A 20,493-nucleotide genomic window follows, 5' to 3' on the forward strand; every position below is an offset into this window, starting at 1 on the left:
GGGGACGGCCGGACCCTGCCCGAGGGCACCGAGCTGATCGTCACCTCGCCGGGCTGGAAGCCCACCAGCCCGCTCTTCACGGCCGCCGAGGCCGCGGGTGTGCCCGTGTGGGGCGATGTGGAGCTGGCGTGGCGGCTGCGCGGTCCCGGGGCGGCGCCCTGGCTCGCGGTCACCGGCACCAACGGCAAGACGACCACCGTTCAGATGCTCGCCTCGATCCTGGGCGCGGCGGGCCTGCGCACCGCGGCGGTCGGCAACATCGGCACGCCGATCCTGGACGTCGTCCTGTCCGGGCAGGAGTACGACGTCCTCGCCGTCGAGCTGTCCAGCTACCAGCTGCACTGGGCGCCCTCGGTGCGCCCGCACTCGGCCGCGGTCCTCAACCTGGCCCCGGACCACCTCGACTGGCACGGCTCCATGGCCGCCTACGCCGCCGACAAGGGCCGCATCTACGAGGGCAACAAGGTCGCGTGCGTCTACAACCTCGCCGACCCGGCCACCGAGGCCCTGGTGCGCGAGGCCGACGTCGAGGAGGGCTGCCGCGCGATCGGCTTCGGCCTCGGCAGCCCCCGGCCCTCGGAGCTCGGGGTCGTCGACGGCATCCTCGTCGACCGTGCCTTCGCGCCCGAGCGGCACAGCCACGCGCAGGAGCTGGCCGAGGTCTCCGACGTGAACCCGCCGGCCCCGCACAACATCGCCAACGCGCTGGCGGCGGCGGCCCTCGCCCGCGCCTTCGGCGTCGAGCCGGCCGCCGTCCGCGACGGCCTGCGCGCCTTCCGGCCGGACGCCCACCGGATCGCGCACGTGGACCGGATCGACGACGTGGACTACGTCGACGACTCCAAGGCCACCAACACCCACGCCGCCGAGGCCTCCCTCGCCGCGTACGAGCACATCGTCTGGATCGGAGGCGGCCTCGCCAAGGGCGCCACCTTCGACGAGCTGGTCGAGGCCGCCGCCAAGCGGCTGCGCGGCGCGGTCCTGATGGGCGCCGACCGCGCCCTCATCCGTGAAGCGCTCGCGCGACACGCCCCCGAGGTCCCGGTCGTCGACCTCGACCGCACCGACACTGGGGCGATGGCGGCGGCCGTCCGCGCCGCGCGGAATCTCGCCCACCCGGGCGACACGGTGCTCCTGGCACCGGCCTGTGCCTCGATGGACATGTTCGCGGACTACAAGGCTCGCGGAAACGCCTTCGCGGCGGCCGTACGGGATCTGCGGGCGTCCGGCGCCGGGCAGTAGCCGGAGCCGCTCCGGCACGCACCGCGACCAAGGAGGGGACATGACGGCAGCCGACCACGGTGACGCCTCCGGCTCTCGTTCCCGCAACGCGCTGACGGCGCCGGCCCGCCCCGCGCGGGCGGCGCTGCCCCGGCCCGAGGCCGCCGCGTCCGGGACGCGCCCGCCGGGCGGGAAACCGCCGCGGGGCAGCGCGCTGCGGGGCGCGAAGGTCGTCCTCGACCGTGCCATGCGGACCTGGGACCGCCCGCTGACCGCCTACTACGTGGTCCTCGGCAGCAGCCTGCTGATCACCGTGCTCGGTCTGGTGATGGTGTTCTCCGCCTCGCAGATCAAGGCGCTGGAGTACGGGCTGCCCTCCACGTACTACTTCCGCAAGCAGCTGTTCGCCGCCGTGCTCGGCACCGGCCTGCTCGTGGCCGCCTCGCGCGTCCCGGTGCGCCTCCACCGCGCACTGTCCTACCCGCTGCTCGTCGGCTCGGTCTTCCTGATGGCCCTGGTCCAGGTCCCCGGGATAGGGCAGTCCGTCAACGGCAACCAGAACTGGCTCTACCTCGGCGGCCCGTTCCAGCTGCAGCCCAGTGAGTTCGGCAAGCTCGCGCTCGTCCTGTGGGGCGCCGACCTGCTGGCCCGCAAGGAGGACAAGAAGCTCCTGGTCCAGTGGAAGCACCTGCTGATCCCGCTGGTGCCGGTGGCCTTTCTGCTGCTCGGCCTGATCATGCTCGGCGGTGACATGGGCACCGCGATCATCCTCACCGCGATCCTCTTCGGCCTGCTGTGGATCGCCGGCGCCCCCACCCGGCTGTTCGCGGGCGTCCTGGGGGTCGCCGGCGTCATCGGCTTCCTGCTGATCAAGACCAGCGGGAACCGCATGGACCGGCTGGCCTGCATCGGGGCCACCGATGTCACTCCCGGTGGCGGCTGCTGGCAGGCCGTACACGGGATCTACGCCCTGGCCTCGGGCGGATGGTTCGGTTCCGGACTCGGGGCGAGCGTGGAAAAATGGGGCCAACTGCCCGAACCGCACACCGACTTCATCTTCGCCGTGACCGGGGAGGAACTGGGGCTGACGGGGACGCTGTCGGTGCTCGTTCTCTTCGCGGCTCTAGGCTATGCGGGTATCCGCGTGGCCGGTCGTACGGAGGACCCCTTCGTCAGGTTTGCCGCGGGAGGCGTGACGACGTGGATCACGGCGCAGTTCGTGGTCAACATCGGTGCGGTGCTCGGTCTGCTGCCGATCGCCGGAGTCCCGCTCCCGCTGTTCTCCTACGGGGGCTCGGCCCTCCTGCCGACCATGTTCGCGATCGGGCTGCTGATCTCCTTCGCGAGGAACGAGCCCGCCGCGCGAACGGCACTCAACGCGCGGGGGCCCGGCTACTGGCCGGGGGCAATGACACGGACGATGAGGCGGTTCGTCAAGCGGCGGCCGTCCGGAGAGCGGTGAATTTCGGTGCATGTCGTACTCGCCGGTGGGGGGACCGCCGGCCACATCGAGCCCGCGCTCGCGCTCGCCGACGCCCTGCGCAGGCTGGACCCGACCGTGGGGATCACGGCTCTCGGCACCGAGCGGGGTCTGGAGACCCGTCTGGTGCCGGAACGCGGCTACGATCTGGCGCTGATCCCCGCCGTCCCGCTGCCGCGCAAGCCCACCCCCGAGCTGATCACCGTCCCCGGGCGGCTGCGCGGCACGATCAAGGCCGCGGAGCAGATCCTGGAGCGCACGAAGGCCGACGCGCTCGTCGGCTTCGGCGGCTACGTCGCGCTGCCCGGCTACCTGGCCGCCAAGCGGCTCGGTGTGCCGATCGTGGTGCACGAGGCCAACGCCCGTCCGGGCCTCGCCAACAAGATCGGCTCCCGCTACACCGACTACGTCGCGGTGAGTACCCCGGACAGCAAGCTCCGGCACTCGCGCTACGTCGGCATCCCGCTGCGCCGGTCCATCGCGACCCTCGACCGCGCCGCGGTCCGTGCCGAGGCGCGCGCCGCGTTCGGGCTCGACCAGACCCTGCCGACGCTGCTGGTCTCCGGCGGCTCCCAGGGCGCCCGGCGGCTCAACGAGGTGATCGCCTCGGTCGCCCCGCGCCTGCAGCAGTCCGGCGTCCAGATCCTGCACGCGGTCGGCCCGAAGAACGAGCTCCCGCACGCCGACAACATGCCCGGCATGCCGCAGTACATCCCGGTTCCCTACCTCGACCGGATGGATCTGGCCTACGCCGCCGCCGACATGATGCTCTGCCGCGCCGGCGCCATGACCGTCGCCGAGCTCTCCGCCGTGGGCCTCCCCGCGGCCTACGTCCCGCTGCCGATCGGCAACGGCGAACAGCGGCTCAACGCGCAGCCGGTGGTCAAGGCGGGCGGCGGTGTGATCGTCGACGACGCGGACCTCACCGCGGACTGGGTGCTGGGCAATGTGCTGCCGGTCCTGACCGATCCGCACCGACTGTATGAAATGTCGCGCGCCGCGGCCGAGTTCGGCCGCCCGCACGCCGACGAACTGCTCGTCGGCATGGTCCACGAGGCGATCGCCGCCCGCCGCGGCTGAACTCCCTTGCGGCCGCGCCCCTCCGTCACGCCGGGCGAACGAGGCGAATGACGGGGTGCCCCCGCGCCTTCCGGGCGCAGGGGGCGCCCCCGTACTCCGAAGGGGTACGGGGGAGGGTGGGCCCGGACCGCCCGGCGGCGCGCGGCCGCCGGCACGACCCGCACGACGACTAGCCTGCCCGGAAAGCGGAAGGCAGTTCCGACGACCCCGGAGGCGAACGTGGCCGTACCGACGACCGTCGAACCGGCCGGCGACCAGGAGGGCGAGACCGTGCGCCCGCCCCGGCGCCGCCGGCGCGTCATCGTGCTGACGGCGCTCGTCGCCGCCACCGTGCTCGGCGGCACGGGCACCTGGTTGCTGTACGGCTCAGCCTGGCTGCGCGCGACCCAGGTCCGCGTGACCGGCACCGACGTGCTCTACCCCGACGAGGTGCGCGACGCCGCCGAGGTCCCGCTCAACGGACCGCTGGTGTCCGTGGACACGGCCGCGATCGCCCGCCGGCTGAAGGCACGGCTGCCGCGCATCTCCGCTGTGGAAGTGGAACGTTCATGGCCGCACACGATCACCCTGAAAGTGACCGAGCGAACTCCCGCCGCGCTTGTCAAAGATGACGGTAACTTCATCGAAGTGGACGCGGACGGTGTCCGCTTCGACGAACGGGACACTCCCCTCAAGGGTGTGCCCATCATCGATTTGAGGCCCGACCGCTCGTCCGCGAGCTATCGCTATTTCGGGACAAAACGCCTATTGGTCGCGGCGGTTCAGGTCGCGGCGGACCTGCCGAAGGTGGCATACCGGGATGCACGCCTCATCCGGGTGCGCTCATATGACGACATTACGGTCGAACTGACCGGCGGGCGTGCGGTGGTGTGGGGGAGCGCGGAACAAGGGGCGGAGAAAGCGGTCGCGCTCACGGCGTTGATGAAAGTCGAGAGCGATGCCGAGTTCTACGATGTGAGTGCCCCAACATCCCCTTCTACGTCGGACGGTTGACGTCTCAGCCTCCTGTTCGACACCCTGGTTGGTCCGGCTCTGACGTGATCACATAGGGTCAAAAGAAAAACGGGAGGTTCGGCGTGTTCGTTGTACGCGAACCGCTTGTCGATTTAGTGTCCTGTCCCAAAGACAGTGCGGGACAGACATACTGGTAACCCTAAACCTGAGGGTTAGGGTTCGGATCGGCGGGCCTTCCCGACCGTCCCCACAGGTATACGTAACTCGAGGCGAGAGGCCTTCGACGTGGCAGCACCGCAGAACTACCTCGCAGTCATCAAGGTCGTCGGCATCGGCGGCGGTGGCGTGAACGCCATCAACAGGATGATCGAGGTCGGTCTCAAGGGCGTCGAGTTCATCGCGATCAACACCGATGCACAGGCCCTGCTGATGAGCGATGCCGACGTCAAGCTCGACGTCGGCCGTGAGCTCACTCGTGGACTCGGCGCCGGAGCCAACCCCGATGTCGGCCGCAAGGCCGCCGAGGACCACCGCGAGGAGATCGAAGAGGTGCTCAAGGGCGCCGACATGGTCTTCGTCACCGCGGGTGAGGGCGGCGGCACCGGCACCGGCGGCGCGCCCGTCGTGGCCAACATCGCCCGCTCGCTGGGCGCCCTCACCATCGGTGTGGTCACCCGCCCGTTCACCTTCGAGGGACGCCGCCGGGCCAACCAGGCCGAGGACGGCATCGCGCAGCTGCGCGACGAGGTCGACACCCTCATCGTGATCCCCAACGACCGGCTGCTGTCCATCTCGGACCGCCAGGTGAGCGTGCTGGACGCCTTCCGCTCCGCGGACCAGGTGCTGCTCTCCGGTGTCCAGGGCATCACCGACCTGATCACCACCCCCGGCCTGATCAACCTCGACTTCGCCGACGTGAAGTCCGTGATGTCCGAGGCGGGTTCGGCCCTCATGGGCATCGGCTCGGCCCGCGGCGACGACCGCGCGGTCGCCGCCGCGGAGATGGCCATCTCCTCGCCGCTGCTGGAGGCGTCCATCGACGGCGCCCGCGGTGTACTGCTCTCCATCTCCGGCGGATCCGACCTCGGCCTTTTCGAGATCAACGAGTCCGCCCAGCTGGTCAGCGAGGCGGCCCACCCCGAGGCCAACATCATCTTCGGTGCGGTCATCGACGACGCCCTGGGCGACGAGGTCCGGGTCACCGTCATCGCGGCCGGGTTCGACGGCGGGCAGCCGCCGACCCGCAACCGGGACAAGGTGCTCGGCTCGTACGGCTCCCGCGAGGAGAGCACGTCCGCGTCGCCGGCCCGTCCGGCCACCCCGCCCGCCGAGCCCGTACGTCCGGCCTTCAGCGGTCTGGGCAGCGTGACCCAGCGCGAGGAGGAGTCCAGGCCCGAGCCGGTCGCCGAAGTGCCGGCCCAGCCGATCGCCCCGCAGGTGCCCCCGGCGCGTCCCTACCAGGACACCGCCGCCGAGGAGCTCGACGTACCCGACTTCCTGAAGTAAGCACAGCCTCACGTGATAACGCTCAACCACGCACGTCCGGGCGGCGCCCACTTCGCCTTCACCGACAGGTGGGGCGGGGTGAGCGCCGCTCCGTACGACAGCCTCAACCTCGGTGGCGCGGTCGGCGACGACCCGGCCGCCGTCCTTTCCAACCGCGACCTCGCCGCGCGCGAGCTGGGCCTCGACCCGGCCCGCGTGGTGTGGATGAACCAGGTGCACGGCAACGATGTCGCCGTCGTCGCCGCTCCCTGGGCCGACGGCCGGATCCCGGAGGTGGACGCCATCGTCACCACCCGGCCCGGACTCGCCCTGGCGGTGCTGACCGCCGACTGCGTGCCGGTGCTGCTGGCCGACACGGAGGCCGGGGTCGTCGCCGCGGCCCACGCCGGCCGCCCGGGTCTGCTGGCCGGGGTCGTCCCGGCGGCGGTCGAGGCCATGGTCGGCCTCGGCGCCCGCGCGGAGCGGATCACCGCCGTCACCGGACCGTCGGTCTGCGGCGCCTGCTACGAGGTGCCCGAGGCGATGCGCGAGGAGGTCGCCCTCGTCGTCCCCGAGGCCCGCGCCACCACCGGCTGGGGCACCCCCTCCCTCGACATCGCCACGGGCGTGCATTCCCAACTCGCCCGGCTCGGCGTCCCGATGGGTGAGAAATCCCATATTTGTACGATGGAGTCCGGAGACCACTTCTCGTACCGCCGCGAGCGGACCACCGGGCGACTCGCGGGATATGTCTGGCTGGACGGGCCGAGTGACTGACCGCACACAAGAGCGAAGGGCCGAACTGGCCGGGAACCTGGCCGCGGTCGAGCAGCGCATCGCCGCGGCCTGCGCGGCGGCCGGCCGGGCACGGGACGAGGTGACCCTGATCGTGGTCACCAAGACCTATCCGGCGAGCGATGTCCGGATCCTGTCGGAGCTCGGTGTCCGCGAGGTGGCCGAGAACCGCGACCAGGACGCCGCACCGAAGGCGGCCGCCTGCGCCGATCTACCGCTGACCTGGCATTTCGTCGGCCAACTGCAGACGAACAAGGTGCGTTCCGTGGTCGGCTACGCGGATCTCGTGCACTCGGTCGACCGCCCGCGGCTGGTCGACGCGCTCTCCGCCGCCGTCATGAAGTCCGAGCGGGCCGACCGCGAGCTGGGCTGCCTGGTCCAGGTCGCGCTGGACGCCGAGTCGGGGACGCAGGGCGCGCGCGGCGGAATCGCACCCGATGCCGTCGAAGGGATCGCCGAAGCGGTCGCGGCCGCCCCGGGACTCCGTCTCGACGGCCTCATGACGGTCGCACCGCTGGCGGGATCGTACGCGGGTCAACCCCGCGCCGCCTTCGATCGGCTGGCGGAAATCGCATCCTGCCTGCGCGCGGCCCATCCGGCTGCAAACATGGTCTCGGCAGGGATGAGCGCGGACCTCGAAGAGGCCATCGCCGCCGGTGCGACACACGTACGCATCGGTAGCGCGGTACTCGGAGTCCGGACCGGGCTCGGGTAACGTCACCAAGCAAGTCGGACCACACAAAAAATATGGTCTTTCCCCGCTGAGAGGACGCAGAGCATGGCCGGCGCGATGCGCAAGATGGCGGTCTACCTCGGCCTCGTGGAGGACGACGGGTACGACGGCCCCGGATTCGACCCCGACGACGAGTTCGAACCCGAGCCCGAGCCGGAGCGCTCCCGCCGACCGCACCAGTCCCACCAGCCACCGCACCAGACACAATCGGAAGAACCGGCGCGAATCGTGCACGCTCCGGTTCCCCGGGAACCGCGGATCGCCCCAGTGGCATCCATCACACCAGAACGCCATAGCCTGGAGAAGAACGCGCCGGTGATCATGCCTAAGGTCGTGTCGGAACGAGAGCCGTACCGGATCACGACACTCCACCCCCGGACGTACAACGAAGCCCGTACGATCGGGGAACACTTCCGTGAGGGCACGCCGGTGATCATGAATCTGACGGAGATGGACGACACGGACGCAAAGCGACTTGTCGACTTCGCCGCCGGACTGGTCTTCGGGCTTCACGGCAGCATCGAGCGGGTGACGCAGAAGGTGTTTCTTCTGTCGCCTGCTAACGTCGATGTCACGGCGGAGGACAAGGCCCGCATCGCCGAAGGCGGGTTCTTCAATCAGAGCTGAGATACGCAACCGTACGAAACCGGCCGCGAGGCCCATGACCGAGCAGAGGAGATGGACGCGCGATGGACATCGCACTCCAGGTGCTGTGGATCGCGCTGATGTGCTTCCTGCTTGTCCTGATCTTCCGGTTGGTGATGGACTATGTTTTCCAGTTCGCTCGATCGTGGCAGCCCGGGAAGCCCATGGTGGTCGTCCTGGAGGCCACCTACACTGTCACCGATCCGCCACTCAAGCTTTTGCGGCGGTTCATCCCGCCGCTGCGTCTCGGGGGCGTGGCGCTCGACCTGTCCTTCTTCGTATTGATGATCATCGTGTACATCCTGCTCACCGTCGTAGGGGGCTTGCGAGGATGACCGATGCGGGCTCCCGATATGTCGACGATCACGTTGAGGTGAAGAGATGCCACTGACCCCCGAGGACGTGCGGAACAAGCAGTTCACGACCGTCCGCCTCCGAGAAGGCTATGACGAGGACGAGGTGGACGCCTTCCTCGACGAGGTCGAGGCGGAACTGACCCGACTGCTCCGCGAGAACGAGGACCTGCGGGCCAAGCTGGCCGCGGCCACCCGAGCCGCCGCCCAGAACCAGCAGCAGGGCATGCGCAAGCCCGAGCCGCAGGACGGCCGCGGTCCCGGGGCTCCCGTGCCCGCCGCCATATCCGGACCGCAGCCGGTGCCGCCCCAGCAGATGGGCGGCCCCCAGGGACCCGGCAGTGGCCTCGCCCTGCCCGCCGGGCCCAGCGCTCAGCAGGGCCCCGGCCCGATGCAGGGCGGCCCCATGCAGGGCGGCCCGATGCAGGGCGGCCCCATGGGACAGGGCCCGATGGGCCCCGGTCCGATGCAGGGCGGTCCCATGGGCCCCGGCCCGATGGGCCAGCACCCCATGGGTGGACCCGGTCACCCGATGCAGCAGCAGGGCCCCGGTGGCGACAGCGCCGCCCGTGTGCTCTCGCTCGCCCAGCAGACGGCCGACCAGGCGATCGCCGAGGCGCGCGCCGAGGCGAACAAGATCGTCGGCGAGGCCCGCAGCCGCGCCGAGGGTCTGGAGCGCGACGCCCGCGCCAAGGCAGACGCCCTTGAGCGGGACGCGCAGGAGAAGCACCGCGTGGCCATGGGCTCCCTGGAGTCCGCGCGCGCCACGCTGGAGCGCAAGGTCGAGGACCTCCGCGGCTTCGAGCGCGAGTACCGCACGCGCCTGAAGTCGTACCTGGAGAGCCAGCTGCGCCAGCTGGAGAACCAGGCCGACGACTCGCTCGCCCCGCCGCGCACCCCCGCGGCCGCGTCCCTCTCCTCCGGTTCCGGGGGTATGGGCGGCGGCATGAGTGGCGGCACCATGGGCGGCGGCATGGCCACGGCCGGTGCCGGCACCATGGGTGGCGGCCAGAGCTACGGCGGCCAGGGCATGGGCGTCGGCGGTCCGAACCCGACGTACGGCGGCCAGCAGCAGATGTCGCCTGCCATGACGCAGCCGATGGCACCGGTACGGCCGCAGGGGCCGGCACCGCTGCAGCAGGCGCCGACGCCGATGCGCGGGTTCTTGATCGACGAGGACGACAACTAGTCGCTTGTGCGACGGGCACCACATAGGGCCGGGCCCCCAGGGAGACGCTTCGCTTCCCTCGGGGGCCCGGCCCTTTTGCGTGCGCCCGTGTCATGTGTGTGCGGCGCCGTTGCGGTGGGGGTGGGGGTCGCCCGGCGCGGTCAGTGGCCGCCTCGCTGCGTACGGGGTGGGTCGGTGCCGCGCCGGGGTCCTCCCTCGGCCTTCGGCCGGGGTGCCCCATCTCGGGGCTCGCGGCGCTGCCTCACATCATTGGGCGCCGGGTTCGCTGCTCGTCTCCCGCAGCTACCGCTGGGGGGCACCCCGCCACACCCCCTCCGGTGGTCTGTGCGCCTGACGGCCGGTGGGGAGTCAGTGAGGCACTTGCGGCAACCCCGGACGGCCTTCTCACCCCCACCCACCGGCGGTCAGCCGCCGACGAGAGGGAGGGGCGGGGGAGTTGGGGCGCCCCCGGCCGAAGGCTGGGGGAGGGTGGGCGTTCTGGACGCTGACGCATATGTGTGTGCGGCATCCGGGACAGATTGAGGTCGTGCCCGCAGGCACGTGAATATGCGGTCCAGAATGGGCCCCAAGGGCCCCGACCCCGGCCCACCACCAACAGCGCGCAAGACGGCGATTGACCGCGCCGGAACACCCCCACCCCAACAGAAACCACGACGCACCCGCGGACGACGACGCCCCCCGCCCACACGAAACGTGGGGCGGGGGGCGGCGCGTGGGGTGCGGCCCCGTGGGGGTTACCGCTTGCGGAGGTGGAACGTGAGCCCGAGCGCCTCGTCCGTGAAGGCGGGGCCGTAACCCTCCTCCGGGCCGCCGGAGGCGAAGTCCGTCGCGAGGACCTCGTCCGCGACGAGCCCCGCGTGCTCCGCGAGTGCCTCCGCCAGTTCCGCGTCCGTCGCGGCCCAGCGCAGCGCGATGCGGTCCGCGACGTCCAGGCCGCTGTTCTTGCGGGCCTCCTGCACGAGCCGGATGACGTCACGGGCCAGGCCCGCCCGCCGCAGTTCCGGGGTGACCTCCAGGTCGAGCGCGACGGTCGCGCCGGAGTCGGAGGCGACGGACCAGCCCTCGCGCGGGGTCTCCGTGATGATCACTTCCTCCGCCGACAGCGGGACCGGCTCGCCGTCCACGACCACCGACGCGTTGCCCTCGCGCAGCGCGAGCGACAGTGCCGCGGCGTCGCACTCGGCGACGGCCTTGGCGACCGCCTGGACGCCCTTGCCGAAACGCTTGCCGAGCGCGCGGAAGTTGGCCTTGGCCGTGGTGTCGACCAGGGAGCCGCCGACCGAGCTGAGGGACGCCAGGGAGGCGACGTTGAGCTCCTCGGCGATCTGCGCCCGCAGTTCGCCGCCCAGCGCGTCGAAGCCCGAGGCGGCCACCAGCGCCCGCGAGAGCGGCTGGCGGGTCTTGACCCCGGACTCCGCACGTGTGGCGCGGCCGAGCTCCACCAGGCGCCGTACGAGGGCCATCTGCTCGGACAGGGCGGGGTCGACGAGCGCCTCGTCCACCGCCGGCCAGGTCGCCAGGTGCACGGACTCCGGGGCGCCCGGGGTGACGGGGACGATCAGGTCCTGCCAGACGCGCTCGGTGATGAAGGGCACCAGGGGAGCCATCAGCCGGGTCACGGTCTCGACGACGTCGTGCAGAGTGCGCAGCGCCGCCTTGTCGCCCTGCCAGAAGCGGCGCCGCGAGCGGCGCACGTACCAGTTGGACAGGTCGTCGACGAAGGAGGAGAGCAGCTTGCCCGCGCGCTGGGTGTCGTAGGACTCCAGCGCGTCCGTCACGTCCCGCACCAGGGCGCCCAGCTCGCCGAGCAGCCAGCGGTCCAGCAGCGGGCGTTCGGCCGGCGCCGGGTCGGCGTCGCCCGGCGCCCAGCCGGAGGTGCGGGCGTACAGCGCCTGGAAGGCGACCGTGTTCCAGTACGTCAGGAGGGTCTTGCGGACGACCTCCTGGATCGTGCCGTGGCCGACCCGCCGGGCGGCCCAGGGCGAGCCGCCGGCCGCCATGAACCAGCGCACCGCGTCGGCGCCGTGCTGGTCCATGAGCGGGATGGGCTGGAGGATGTTGCCCAGGTGCTTGGACATCTTCCGGCCGTCCTCGGCGAGGATGTGGCCCAGGCAGACCACGTTCTCGTACGCGTTCCGGTCGAAGACCAGCGTGCCGACCGCCATCAGCGTGTAGAACCAGCCGCGGGTCTGGTCGATCGCCTCGGAGATGAACTGCGCGGGGTACGTGCGCTCGAAGACCTCCTTGTTGCGGTACGGGTAGCCCCACTGCGCGAACGGCATGGAACCCGAGTCGTACCAGGCGTCGATGACCTCGGGCACGCGCACGGACTCACCGGAGCACTGCGGGCAGGCGAACGTGACGTCGTCGATGAAGGGGCGGTGCGGCTCGAGGCCCGTCTGGTCGGTGCCGGTCAGCTCCGACAGTTCGGACAGGGAGCCGACGCAGGTGAGGTGGCCCTCCCCGCAGCGCCAGATGGGCAGCGGGGTGCCCCAGTAGCGGTTCCGGGAGAGCGCCCAGTCGATGTTGTTGTTGAGCCAGTCGCCGAAGCGGCCGTGCTTGACCGCCTCCGGGTACCAGTTGGTGCGCTCGTTCTCGCGGAGCAGGGCGTCCTTGACCGCGGTCGTGCGGATGTACCAGGACGGCTGCGCGTAGTAGAGCAGGGCGGTGTGGCAGCGCCAGCAGTGCGGGTAGCTGTGCTCGTACGGCAGGTGCCTGAAGAGCAGTCCGCGCGCCTGGAGGTCGTCGACGAGGGCCTCGTCGGCCTTCTTGAAGAACTGGCCGCCGACGAGCTCCAGCCCCTCCTCGAAGGTGCCGTCGGGACGCACCGGGTTGACCACCGGCAGGTCGTAGGCGCGGCAGGTCCTGAGGTCGTCCTCACCGAAGGCCGGCGACTGGTGGACCAGGCCCGTACCGTCCTCGGTGGTCACGTACTCGGCGTTGACGACGAAGTGCGCGTTCTCGATCTCCACGAAGCCGAAGGGCCGGTCGTAGGTCCAGCGCTCCATCTCCCGGCCCGTGAAGCTCTGGCCGGTGGCCTCCCAGCCCTCGCCGAGTGCCTTGCCGAGCAGCGGCTCGGCGACGACCAGCTTCTCCTCGCCGTCGGTCGCGACGACGTAAGTGACGTCGGGGTGTGCGGCGACCGCGGTGTTGGAGACCAGGGTCCAGGGCGTGGTCGTCCACACCAGGAGCGCGGCCTCGCCGGCGAGAGGGCCGGAGGTGAGCGGGAAGCGGACGTAGACCGAGGGATCCACCACGGTCTCGTAGCCCTGCGCCAGCTCGTGGTCGGACAGGCCGGTACCGCAGCGCGGGCACCAGGGGGCGACGCGGTGGTCCTGGACCAGCAGGCCCTTGTCGAAGATCTGCTTCAGCGACCACCAGACGGACTCGATGTACTCAGGGTCCATCGTCCGGTAGGCGTCGTCGAGGTCCACCCAGTAACCCATTCGGGTGGTCAACTCGGCGAAGGCGTCGGTGTGCCGGGTCACGGACTCGCGGCACTTGGCGTTGAACTCGGCGATGCCGTACGCCTCGATGTCCTTCTTGCCGGAGAAGCCGAGCTCCTTCTCGACGGCGAGCTCGACGGGGAGGCCGTGGCAGTCCCAGCCGGCCTTGCGGGTCACGTGGTGGCCCTGCATGGTCTTGAAGCGCGGGAAGACGTCCTTGAAGACGCGGGCCTCGATGTGGTGTGCGCCGGGCATGCCGTTGGCGGTCGGCGGCCCCTCGTAGAAGACCCACTCCGGCTTGCCCTCGGTCTGCTCCAGCGAGCGGGCGAAGATTTTGTTCTCCTGCCAGAACGCGAGCACCTCGTGCTCCAGCGCGGGCAGGTCGACCTGGGCGGGGACCTGGCGGTACTGCGTCATCGGATCTGCCTCCGGCGGACACGTTCGCGTGCGTATTCCGTCGGAGGGACGAGAGCGCGTGTCGTGCGTGCTCCCGCGGTACCACCCTCCTTGGCTGCGGCCGGGCCCGTGAGGGCTCGCTCCGCAACCCCCTCATTGGGGTCGCGCTGCCGGGTCTAGTCGCCCTCGCGGGCTTTCTTCCGGCGGCTCCGGGGTGATCTTCACGTCGCGCACACCCCCGGGCTTCCACCGTCCCCGGGTCGCTATGGGCTGCGTACGGCGCTACTCGTCCCCTTCCACGCCTTTCGCTCCGCCCAGTGTAAGGGCCTGCGGGGTGCCGTGTCGGCCGGGTTTCCGCGGGCGGCGGGTGTGACCCGAATGGCCCGGTCCGCACCCTGTTACCGGTTGGTACCGGAATACCTCGCGGAGAGCTGGGCACAACGGATGCAGACCTGCCTCCCGACCGGGCACGGCGGGCGAATCAGGCGGCTGCCCCGTTGCCGCGCGTCCCGAGTCGATTTATCGTTCCGGCACGATTCGCGAGCAAGATCACAATATGTGAAGGGGCCGCGGCCATGGTGGGGAAGAAGACCACCGTCACGAAGAAGACGACGGCGAAGAAGACGGCACCGAGGGCCGCTTCCACGGCCCGCGCGAACGCCGCGTCCACCGTGAGGAAGACGGCGGCCAAGCGCCCCGCCAAGCCCGCGTCCCCCGCCCGCAGGACCGCCGCAACGGCCGACGAGGGAGCGGCCGCCGGAAAGGCGGCCGTCCCGCGGAAGCCCGCGCCGCGCAAGAAGGCGGCGCCCGCACCGAAGACCACCGCGGCGCCCGCCGCGAAGAAGGCCGCGGCCGGAAAGAAGGCGCCCGCGAAGAAAGCTGTCGTACGCAAGGCGGCACCTGCCGCGAAGAAGGCCGCGGCGCCCGCCGCGGGGAAGACCGCGGCCAAGGCCGCAGGAAAGAAGGCGGCCGTGGCGGAGGAGACGACGACGAAGGCGGCGTCCACGCGGAAGACCACGGGACGTACGGCGAGGAAGAGCGCGCCCCCCGCCAGGAAGACGGCGACCTCGGCGGAGAAGCCCGCGAAGGCCCCGGCCGCGGCCAAGAAGACCGCGCCGGCAGGGAAGGCCGCGAAGGCCGCGGGGACGGCGGCGACCGCGAAGGCGGCGAAGGCGTCCACGAGCGCGAGGACGGCGCCGGCGGGTAAGCCCGCGAAGGCGTCCACGACGGCGAAGGCCGCGAAGACCGACAGGGCTGCCCAGGCAGCGAAGAGCACGAAGGCCGTGAAGGCCACCAAGGTCACGAAGACGGGAGCCAAGAAGGTGGTAGCGAAGAAGACGGCGGCCGGTACGGCCGCGGCAGGGGCGTCGGCCTCCGCGGTCCCCACGGCCCGCATCGCCGAGGCGACGGGTGTCGTCGCCGGCGACCTGGCCGTACGGCCCGACGAGGAGCCGTGGTCCGAGGAGGAGGTGGACGCGGCGCGCGCAGAGCTGCTGGCCGAGATGGACCGGCTCCGCGCCGAGATCTCGACCTCGGAGGACGCCATCACCGGGCTGCTGCGCGACTCGGGCGACGGTGCCGGCGACGACCAGGCCGACACCGGCACCAAGAACATCACACGCGAGCACGAGATGGCGCTGACCGCCAACGCCCGCGAGATGCTCGCCCAGACCGAGCACGCGCTGGAGCGGCTCGACTCCGGCACGTACGGGCTGTGCGAGTCCTGCGGCAAGCCCATCGGCAAGGCGCGGATGCAGGCCTTCCCGCGGGCGACTCTCTGTGTGGACTGCAAGCAGCGGCAGGAGCGCCACTGACCGCGGCACGACCACCGGCACGCGGAATCGCGGGGCCCGCACCCCCGTAGCCCCGCTGTTCGGACGTATGTGCCGTAACCTCGTCTGCGTCAGGATCCGGCCTGGCGGAGATCAGGGCTGAAGGACTCACATGGCGAAGGCACAGGAGACCGCGGCGGACACGGCGGACCAGCCGACCGGCGCTACGGACGAGGTCACCGGCAAGGGACCGCGGCGCATCGCCGTGCTCCTCGGGGTGGCTGCGCTGGCGTACGTTCTCGACCTCCTCTCCAAGATCTGGGTGGTGACCAGCCTCGAGGGGCATGAGCCCATCGACGTGATCGGTCACTACCTGCGCCTGGAGGCGGTGCGCAACGCCGGCGCGGCCTTCGGCTTCGGCCAGGGCATGACCATCATCTTCACGGTGATCGCGGTCACCGTGATCGTCGTGATCGCCCGGATCGCCCGCAAGCTGCACAGTGTGCCGTGGGCGATCGCGCTGGGGCTGCTGCTCGGGGGCGCCTTCGGCAACCTCACCGACCGGGTGTTCCGCGCACCCGGCTTCCTGCAGGGGCATGTGGTCGACTTCGTCGCTCCGGCCCACTTCGCGGTCTTCAACCTGGCCGACTCGGCGATCGTCTGCGGCGGTGTCCTGATCGTTCTGCTGTCCTTCCGCGGCCTCGACCCGGACGGAACCGTGCACAAGGACTGACCGGCGAAGGACCGCCCGCGGATCCGGCATACTCGATCAGGTGAGTATGTCTGCCGAAGTTCGATCCCTCCCTGTCCCCGACGGCCTCGAGGGCGAGCGTGTCGACGCCGCCATCGCCCGTATGTTCGGTTTCTCGCGGACCAAGGCGGCCGAGCTGGCCGCCGCCGGGAAGGTGACGATCGACGGCAACGAGGCCGGCAAGTCCGACCGGGTCTCGGGCGGTGCCTGGCTCGAGGTCGAGATGCCCGCGCCGCCGCGCCCGGTGGAGATCGTCGCCGAGCCCGTGCCGGGCATGCGGATCGTGTACGACGACGACCACGTGGTCGTGATCGACAAGCCCGTCGGCGTGGCCGCCCACCCCAGCCCCGGCTGGACCGGCACCACCGTCATCGGGGGCCTGGCCGCCGCCGGCTACCGGATCTCCACATCCGGCGCCGCAGAGCGCCAGGGCATCGTGCACCGGCTCGACGTCGGCACCTCCGGTCTGATGGCCGTCGCCAAGTCGGAGATCGCCTACAGCGACCTCAAGCAGCAGTTCCGCGAGCGCACCGTCGACAAGCGTTACCACGCGCTCGTCCAGGGCCATCCGGACCCGCTCAGCGGCACCATCGACGCGCCGATCGGCCGCCACCCGAACCACGACTACAAGTGGGCCGTGACCGCCGACGGCAAACCCAGCGTCACGCACTACGACCTCGTCGAGGCGTTCCGGGCGGCCTCCCTGCTCGACATCAAGCTGGAGACCGGCCGCACCCACCAGATCCGGGTCCACATGGCCGCCCACCGCCACCCCTGCGTCGGCGACCTGACCTACGGAGCGGACCCCACCCTCGCCAAGCGGCTGAAGATCACCCGCCAGTGGCTGCACGCCGTGCGCCTGGGCTTCTCCCACCCCGAGGACGGCCGCTGGGTGGAGTTCGAGAGCCCGTACCCGGACGACCTCCAGAACGCCCTCGACACCGTGCGAGCCGACAGTGCCTGAGACGTACGAGGTGCGGGTCGCCACCGACCCCGACGACCTGAAGGCGTACTACGCGATACGGCACGAGGTCTTCGTCGAGGAGCAGAAGGTCCCCGCCGAGCTGGAGTACGACGCCCACGACGCCGTCGCCGTGCACGTCCTGGCCACCGGCCCGGACAGGGCGCTGGGCGCCGGGCGGCTGCTCCCCGGCACCGACGGCACCGGCATCCTCGGCCGGCTGGCGGTCACCGGCGCCGCCCGCGGGCTGGGCATCGGCGTGGCCCTGGTGCGCGCCATCGAGGACGAGGCCCGCCGCCTCGGCCTCGACGCCGTCGAACTGCACGCCCAGACGCACGCGGTCGGTTTCTACGAGCGCCTCGGCTACACGTCCTTGGGTGAGGAGTACGAGGAGGCGGGCATCCCGCACCTTTCGATGAGGCGCGTGCTCTGAGCGGGGCGGGGACGGCGGCCATGCCACGCTAGGGGTGTGGATCAACTCGCGCTGTTCTTCGCCCTGATGCTCGCGGCCATCGTGATGGTGCCGCTGGGCGACCGGATGGGGCTGCCGTCACCCGTGCTGATGACGCTGCTCGGGGTCGTACTGGCCCTTCTGCCGTTCGTGCCGAACGTCGAGATCAACCCCGAGCTCATCCTGCCGCTCGTCCTGCCGCCGCTGCTCTACGCGTCCGTGCAGCGCACCTCCTGGCGGCAGTTCGCCGCCAACAAGAAGGCCATCTTCCTGCTGGCCGTCGCCCTGGTGCTGATCACCACCGCCGCGGTGGGCGCCATCGCCCACTCCGTCGTCCCCGGCATCTCGCTGGCCGCGGCCGTCGCGCTCGGCGCGCTGGTCGCCCCACCCGACCCGGTCGCCGCGACCGCCGTGGCCGGGCGCCTCGGACTGCCGCGCCGCATGGTGTCGACCCTGGAGGGCGAGGGGCTGTTCAACGACGTCACCGCCATCGTCGTCTACAACGTGGCGGTCGCCGCGGCCGTGACGGGCTCCTTCTCCTGGCCGGAGGCGCTCGGCGAGCTGCTGCTGTCGGCGGTCGTCGCGGTCGCCGTCGGTGTCGTCCTGGGCTGGACGGCCTCCAAGCTGATGGGGGTCGTGGGCGATCCGACCCTGCAGATCGGGCTCTCCCTGCTCGTCCCCTTCGCCTCGTACGCGATCGCCGACGAGGCGCACGGCTCCGGCGTCCTCGCCGTGCTCACCACCGCGCTGTTCCTCGCCGAACACGCCCGCGACGCCGACGACGTGACCGGGCGGCTGGTCGGCGCCACCTTCTGGGAGGTCGTCGACACCCTCGTCACCGGCGTCGCCTTCGGCCTGATCGGCCTGGAGCTGCACAACGTCTTCGGCGTGGGCTCCGGCCGCTGGGGCGCGATGGTCGGCCACGCGGCGATCGTCGTCGGCGCCGTCATCCTGGTACGGCTCGCCTACCTGATGCCCGCCGCCGCGGTGACCAGGCGGCTCCACAAGCGGCGCGACCTCGACGAGGACATCCCGATGTCCTGGCGCGAGACCGTCGTCATGTGGTGGTCCGGCATGCGCGGCGTGGCGTCCGTCGCCCTGGCGCTGGCCATTCCGCACACCACGGAGACGGGCGAGCCCTTCCCGGCGCGCGACGAGATCCTCTTCATCGCCTTCTCCGTCGTCCTCACCACCCTCGTCCTGCAGGGGCTCACCCTTCCGTGGGTCGTCAAACGGCTCGGGGTGAGCAGCGACACCCAGGTGGAGCACGACATGGAGATGCTGCTCGCGCTGCGTGCCATGGCGGCCGCCAAGCAGCGGCTGAGGGAGGTCGAGGAGACCGAGAGCTTCCCCGAGGAGGTCTCCGAACTCCTGCACCGCCGCGCCTTCGACGTAGGGGCCCGGATCTGCCCGGACATCGTCGACGACGAGAAGCGCGAGCGGCACACCGCGCGCGTGCGCCGCATCAGGACCGTCGAACGCGTCCAGCGGGACATGCTCTCCGCCGCCCGGCACGAGGTGCTCGCCGCCCGCAGCGAGCCCGGCTACGACCCGGAGATCGTCGACCGCGTGCTGCGTCAGCTCGACGTGCGCAGCCTGCGTGTGTCCCGGTAGGCCCCGGCGTCGGCCGGCTGACCGGCCGCCCGCCGACGGCGTACCGGCGCCTACCGCGCCCCGGGGCCGGGGCCGATGTCCTTGGCCCCGGGTGTGGCCTGCTCCCGGTCCGGGGCCTCGGCCAGGCCGGGAGCGGTGGCGGTGTTGATGCGCGGCAGCGCGTACGGGTGCTCGCGGCGCAGCCAGTCGATCATCTGCTCGCGCACCACGCAGCGGACCGTCCAGATGTCGTCCGCGTCCTTCGCCGTGGCCAGGGCCCGGACCTCGATCGTGGACGGGGTGGTGTCGGTCACCACCAGGCCCCAGGCCCGGCCGTCCCACTGCTCGCACTCCTTGAGGACGTCGTGGAGACGTTCGCGCATCAGGTCGACGGGGGTGGTGTGGTCCAGGTGGAAGTAGACGGTGCCGGTCATCCGGGCGTTGCCGCGGGACCAGTTCTCGAAGGGCTTGCTGGTGAAGTAGGAGACCGGCATGGTGATCCGCCGCTCGTCCCAGGTGCGGACCACCAGATAGGTGAGGGTGATCTCCTCCACCGTCCCCCACTCGCCCTCCACGACCACGGCGTCGCCGATCCGGACCATGTCCCCGAAGGCGATCTGCAGCCCCGCGAAGAGGTTCCCCAGCGTCGACTGGGCGGCGATACCGGCGACGATGCCGATCACACCGGCCGAGGCCAGCATCGAGGCGCCGAAGCCGCGCATCGCCGGGAAGGTCAGCAGCATGGCCGCGACCGCCACGACGCCGACGACCGCCGAGACCACCCGCTGGATCAGCGTCACCTGGGTCCGCACCCGCCGCACCCGCGCCGCGTCCTGGGCGCCGGAGGCGTAACGCGAGTACGACGCCTCGACGATGGCGGCCGCGACCCGGACGACCAGCCAGGCGCAGGCCCCGATGAGCACCAGGGTCAGCACCTGCCCGATCGCACGGGTGTGGCCGCGGGCCAGATGCGCCTGCTCGTACGAACCGCGCAGCAGCGAACTGCAGATCACCAGTTGTAGCGGCAGCCGGGCGCGGCGCAGCAGATTCCACAGCGGGGTCTCCGGGTGCCGGGCGTCGGCCCTGCGCAGCGCGTGGTCGACGGCCCAGCCCACGGCGAACGTCACGACGAGAGAGCCGCCCACCACGCCGAGCGGCCGTACGACGGAATCCATGTCTTCGACGGTA

Annotated in this window: 18 protein-coding genes; 15 read left to right on the forward strand and 3 right to left on the reverse strand. The window is 71.2% G+C overall.

The window, feature by feature from the left end; genetic code table 11:
• From murD to ACWDAS_RS27670, 10 genes are all read left to right on the forward strand, one after another.
• Positions 1 to 1,242 (forward strand): UDP-N-acetylmuramoyl-L-alanine--D-glutamate ligase (murD, locus tag ACWDAS_RS27625; protein ID WP_450396086.1); only part of this gene is annotated, 1,242 nt, incomplete at its 5' end.
• 40 nt (positions 1,243 to 1,282) lie between these two features.
• A complete protein-coding gene (ftsW, locus tag ACWDAS_RS27630) occupies positions 1,283 to 2,683 on the forward strand; it encodes a putative lipid II flippase FtsW (RefSeq protein WP_450396089.1) in 1,401 nt (466 codons plus the stop codon).
• A 6-nt stretch (positions 2,684 to 2,689) separates the two neighbouring features.
• Positions 2,690 to 3,781, forward strand: coding sequence for an undecaprenyldiphospho-muramoylpentapeptide beta-N-acetylglucosaminyltransferase (gene murG / locus ACWDAS_RS27635; RefSeq protein WP_450396092.1), 1,092 nt, complete (start codon positions 2,690 to 2,692; stop codon positions 3,779 to 3,781).
• A 219-nt stretch (positions 3,782 to 4,000) separates the two neighbouring features.
• Positions 4,001 to 4,774, forward strand: coding sequence for a cell division protein FtsQ/DivIB (locus tag ACWDAS_RS27640; RefSeq protein WP_450396094.1), 774 nt, complete (start codon positions 4,001 to 4,003; stop codon positions 4,772 to 4,774).
• Between the two features lie 246 nt (positions 4,775 to 5,020).
• Entirely contained in the window at positions 5,021 to 6,241 is a 1,221-nt protein-coding gene (ftsZ, locus tag ACWDAS_RS27645) for a cell division protein FtsZ (RefSeq protein WP_450396097.1), read from the forward strand.
• Between the two features lie 15 nt (positions 6,242 to 6,256).
• Positions 6,257 to 6,997, forward strand: coding sequence for a peptidoglycan editing factor PgeF (gene pgeF / locus ACWDAS_RS27650; protein WP_450396426.1), 741 nt, complete (start codon positions 6,257 to 6,259; stop codon positions 6,995 to 6,997).
• The gene (locus tag ACWDAS_RS27655; protein ID WP_450396100.1) at positions 6,969 to 7,730 is read left to right on the forward strand and encodes a YggS family pyridoxal phosphate-dependent enzyme; all 762 of its coding nucleotides are present in this window, start codon (positions 6,969 to 6,971) and stop codon (positions 7,728 to 7,730) included. Before pgeF ends, ACWDAS_RS27655 begins: the two co-directional genes overlap by 29 nt.
• Before the next feature lie 63 nt (positions 7,731 to 7,793).
• Entirely contained in the window at positions 7,794 to 8,375 is a 582-nt protein-coding gene (locus ACWDAS_RS27660; protein WP_450396102.1) for a cell division protein SepF, read from the forward strand.
• A gap of 62 nt (positions 8,376 to 8,437) precedes the next feature.
• Positions 8,438 to 8,728: a YggT family protein gene (locus ACWDAS_RS27665; protein WP_018557120.1), complete on the forward strand. Its 291-nt coding sequence runs from the start codon at positions 8,438 to 8,440 to the stop codon at positions 8,726 to 8,728.
• 46 nt (positions 8,729 to 8,774) lie between these two features.
• The gene (locus tag ACWDAS_RS27670) at positions 8,775 to 9,935 is read left to right on the forward strand and encodes a DivIVA domain-containing protein (protein ID WP_450396105.1); all 1,161 of its coding nucleotides are present in this window, start codon (positions 8,775 to 8,777) and stop codon (positions 9,933 to 9,935) included.
• Between the two features lie 734 nt (positions 9,936 to 10,669).
• On the opposite strand, the gene ileS is transcribed toward ACWDAS_RS27670, so the two are convergent.
• Both ileS and ACWDAS_RS27680 read right to left on the reverse strand, forming a co-directional pair.
• Complete coding sequence (gene ileS, locus ACWDAS_RS27675; protein WP_450396108.1) at positions 10,670 to 13,798, reverse strand: isoleucine--tRNA ligase; 3,129 nt, start codon at positions 13,796 to 13,798, stop codon at positions 10,670 to 10,672.
• A gap of 460 nt (positions 13,799 to 14,258) precedes the next feature.
• Positions 14,259 to 15,080 (reverse strand): hypothetical protein, encoded by an 822-nt coding sequence (locus ACWDAS_RS27680; protein WP_450396111.1) that lies wholly within the window; start codon positions 15,078 to 15,080, stop codon positions 14,259 to 14,261.
• Between ACWDAS_RS27680 and ACWDAS_RS27685 the strand changes: the two genes are divergently transcribed.
• The 5 genes from ACWDAS_RS27685 to ACWDAS_RS27705 all read left to right on the forward strand — a co-directional run bounded on the left by ACWDAS_RS27685 (position 15,061) and on the right by ACWDAS_RS27705 (position 19,326).
• Positions 15,061 to 15,591: a TraR/DksA family transcriptional regulator gene (locus ACWDAS_RS27685; protein ID WP_450396114.1), complete on the forward strand. Its 531-nt coding sequence runs from the start codon at positions 15,061 to 15,063 to the stop codon at positions 15,589 to 15,591. The genes ACWDAS_RS27680 and ACWDAS_RS27685 overlap by 20 nt on opposite strands.
• A gap of 130 nt (positions 15,592 to 15,721) precedes the next feature.
• Complete coding sequence (lspA, locus tag ACWDAS_RS27690; protein WP_450396117.1) at positions 15,722 to 16,282, forward strand: signal peptidase II; 561 nt, start codon at positions 15,722 to 15,724, stop codon at positions 16,280 to 16,282.
• 46 nt (positions 16,283 to 16,328) lie between these two features.
• Positions 16,329 to 17,264: an RluA family pseudouridine synthase gene (locus ACWDAS_RS27695; protein ID WP_450396429.1), complete on the forward strand. Its 936-nt coding sequence runs from the start codon at positions 16,329 to 16,331 to the stop codon at positions 17,262 to 17,264.
• Positions 17,257 to 17,694 (forward strand): GNAT family N-acetyltransferase, encoded by a 438-nt coding sequence (locus ACWDAS_RS27700; RefSeq protein WP_450396120.1) that lies wholly within the window; start codon positions 17,257 to 17,259, stop codon positions 17,692 to 17,694. The genes ACWDAS_RS27695 and ACWDAS_RS27700 overlap by 8 nt, the downstream gene beginning before the upstream one ends.
• A gap of 36 nt (positions 17,695 to 17,730) precedes the next feature.
• Positions 17,731 to 19,326 (forward strand): Na+/H+ antiporter, encoded by a 1,596-nt coding sequence (locus ACWDAS_RS27705; RefSeq protein WP_450396122.1) that lies wholly within the window; start codon positions 17,731 to 17,733, stop codon positions 19,324 to 19,326.
• A 50-nt stretch (positions 19,327 to 19,376) separates the two neighbouring features.
• Here ACWDAS_RS27705 and ACWDAS_RS27710 read toward each other — a convergent pair whose 3' ends face one another.
• Positions 19,377 to 20,480 carry a mechanosensitive ion channel family protein gene (locus tag ACWDAS_RS27710; RefSeq protein ID WP_450396124.1) on the reverse strand — a complete coding sequence of 368 codons (1,104 nt, stop codon included), beginning with the start codon at positions 20,478 to 20,480 and terminating at the stop codon, positions 19,377 to 19,379.
• Positions 20,481 to 20,493 lie beyond the last annotated feature (13 nt).

The sequence above is a fragment of the Streptomyces sp. NPDC001070 genome (assembly GCF_053598835.1).

Coding starts and splice junctions, on each gene's coding strand:
- ACWDAS_RS27670 (WP_450396105.1), top strand. CDS start 8,775: ATGCCACTGACCCCCGAGGACGTGCGGAACAAGCAGTTCACGACCGTC.
- ileS (WP_450396108.1), bottom strand. CDS start 13,798: ATGACGCAGTACCGCCAGGTCCCCGCCCAGGTCGACCTGCCCGCGCTG.
- ftsW (WP_450396089.1), top strand. CDS start 1,283: ATGACGGCAGCCGACCACGGTGACGCCTCCGGCTCTCGTTCCCGCAAC.
- ACWDAS_RS27710 (WP_450396124.1), bottom strand. CDS start 20,480: ATGGATTCCGTCGTACGGCCGCTCGGCGTGGTGGGCGGCTCTCTCGTC.
- ACWDAS_RS27695 (WP_450396429.1), top strand. CDS start 16,329: ATGTCTGCCGAAGTTCGATCCCTCCCTGTCCCCGACGGCCTCGAGGGC.
- ACWDAS_RS27660 (WP_450396102.1), top strand. CDS start 7,794: ATGGCCGGCGCGATGCGCAAGATGGCGGTCTACCTCGGCCTCGTGGAG.
- ACWDAS_RS27665 (WP_018557120.1), top strand. CDS start 8,438: ATGGACATCGCACTCCAGGTGCTGTGGATCGCGCTGATGTGCTTCCTG.
- ACWDAS_RS27655 (WP_450396100.1), top strand. CDS start 6,969: ATGTCTGGCTGGACGGGCCGAGTGACTGACCGCACACAAGAGCGAAGG.
- lspA (WP_450396117.1), top strand. CDS start 15,722: ATGGCGAAGGCACAGGAGACCGCGGCGGACACGGCGGACCAGCCGACC.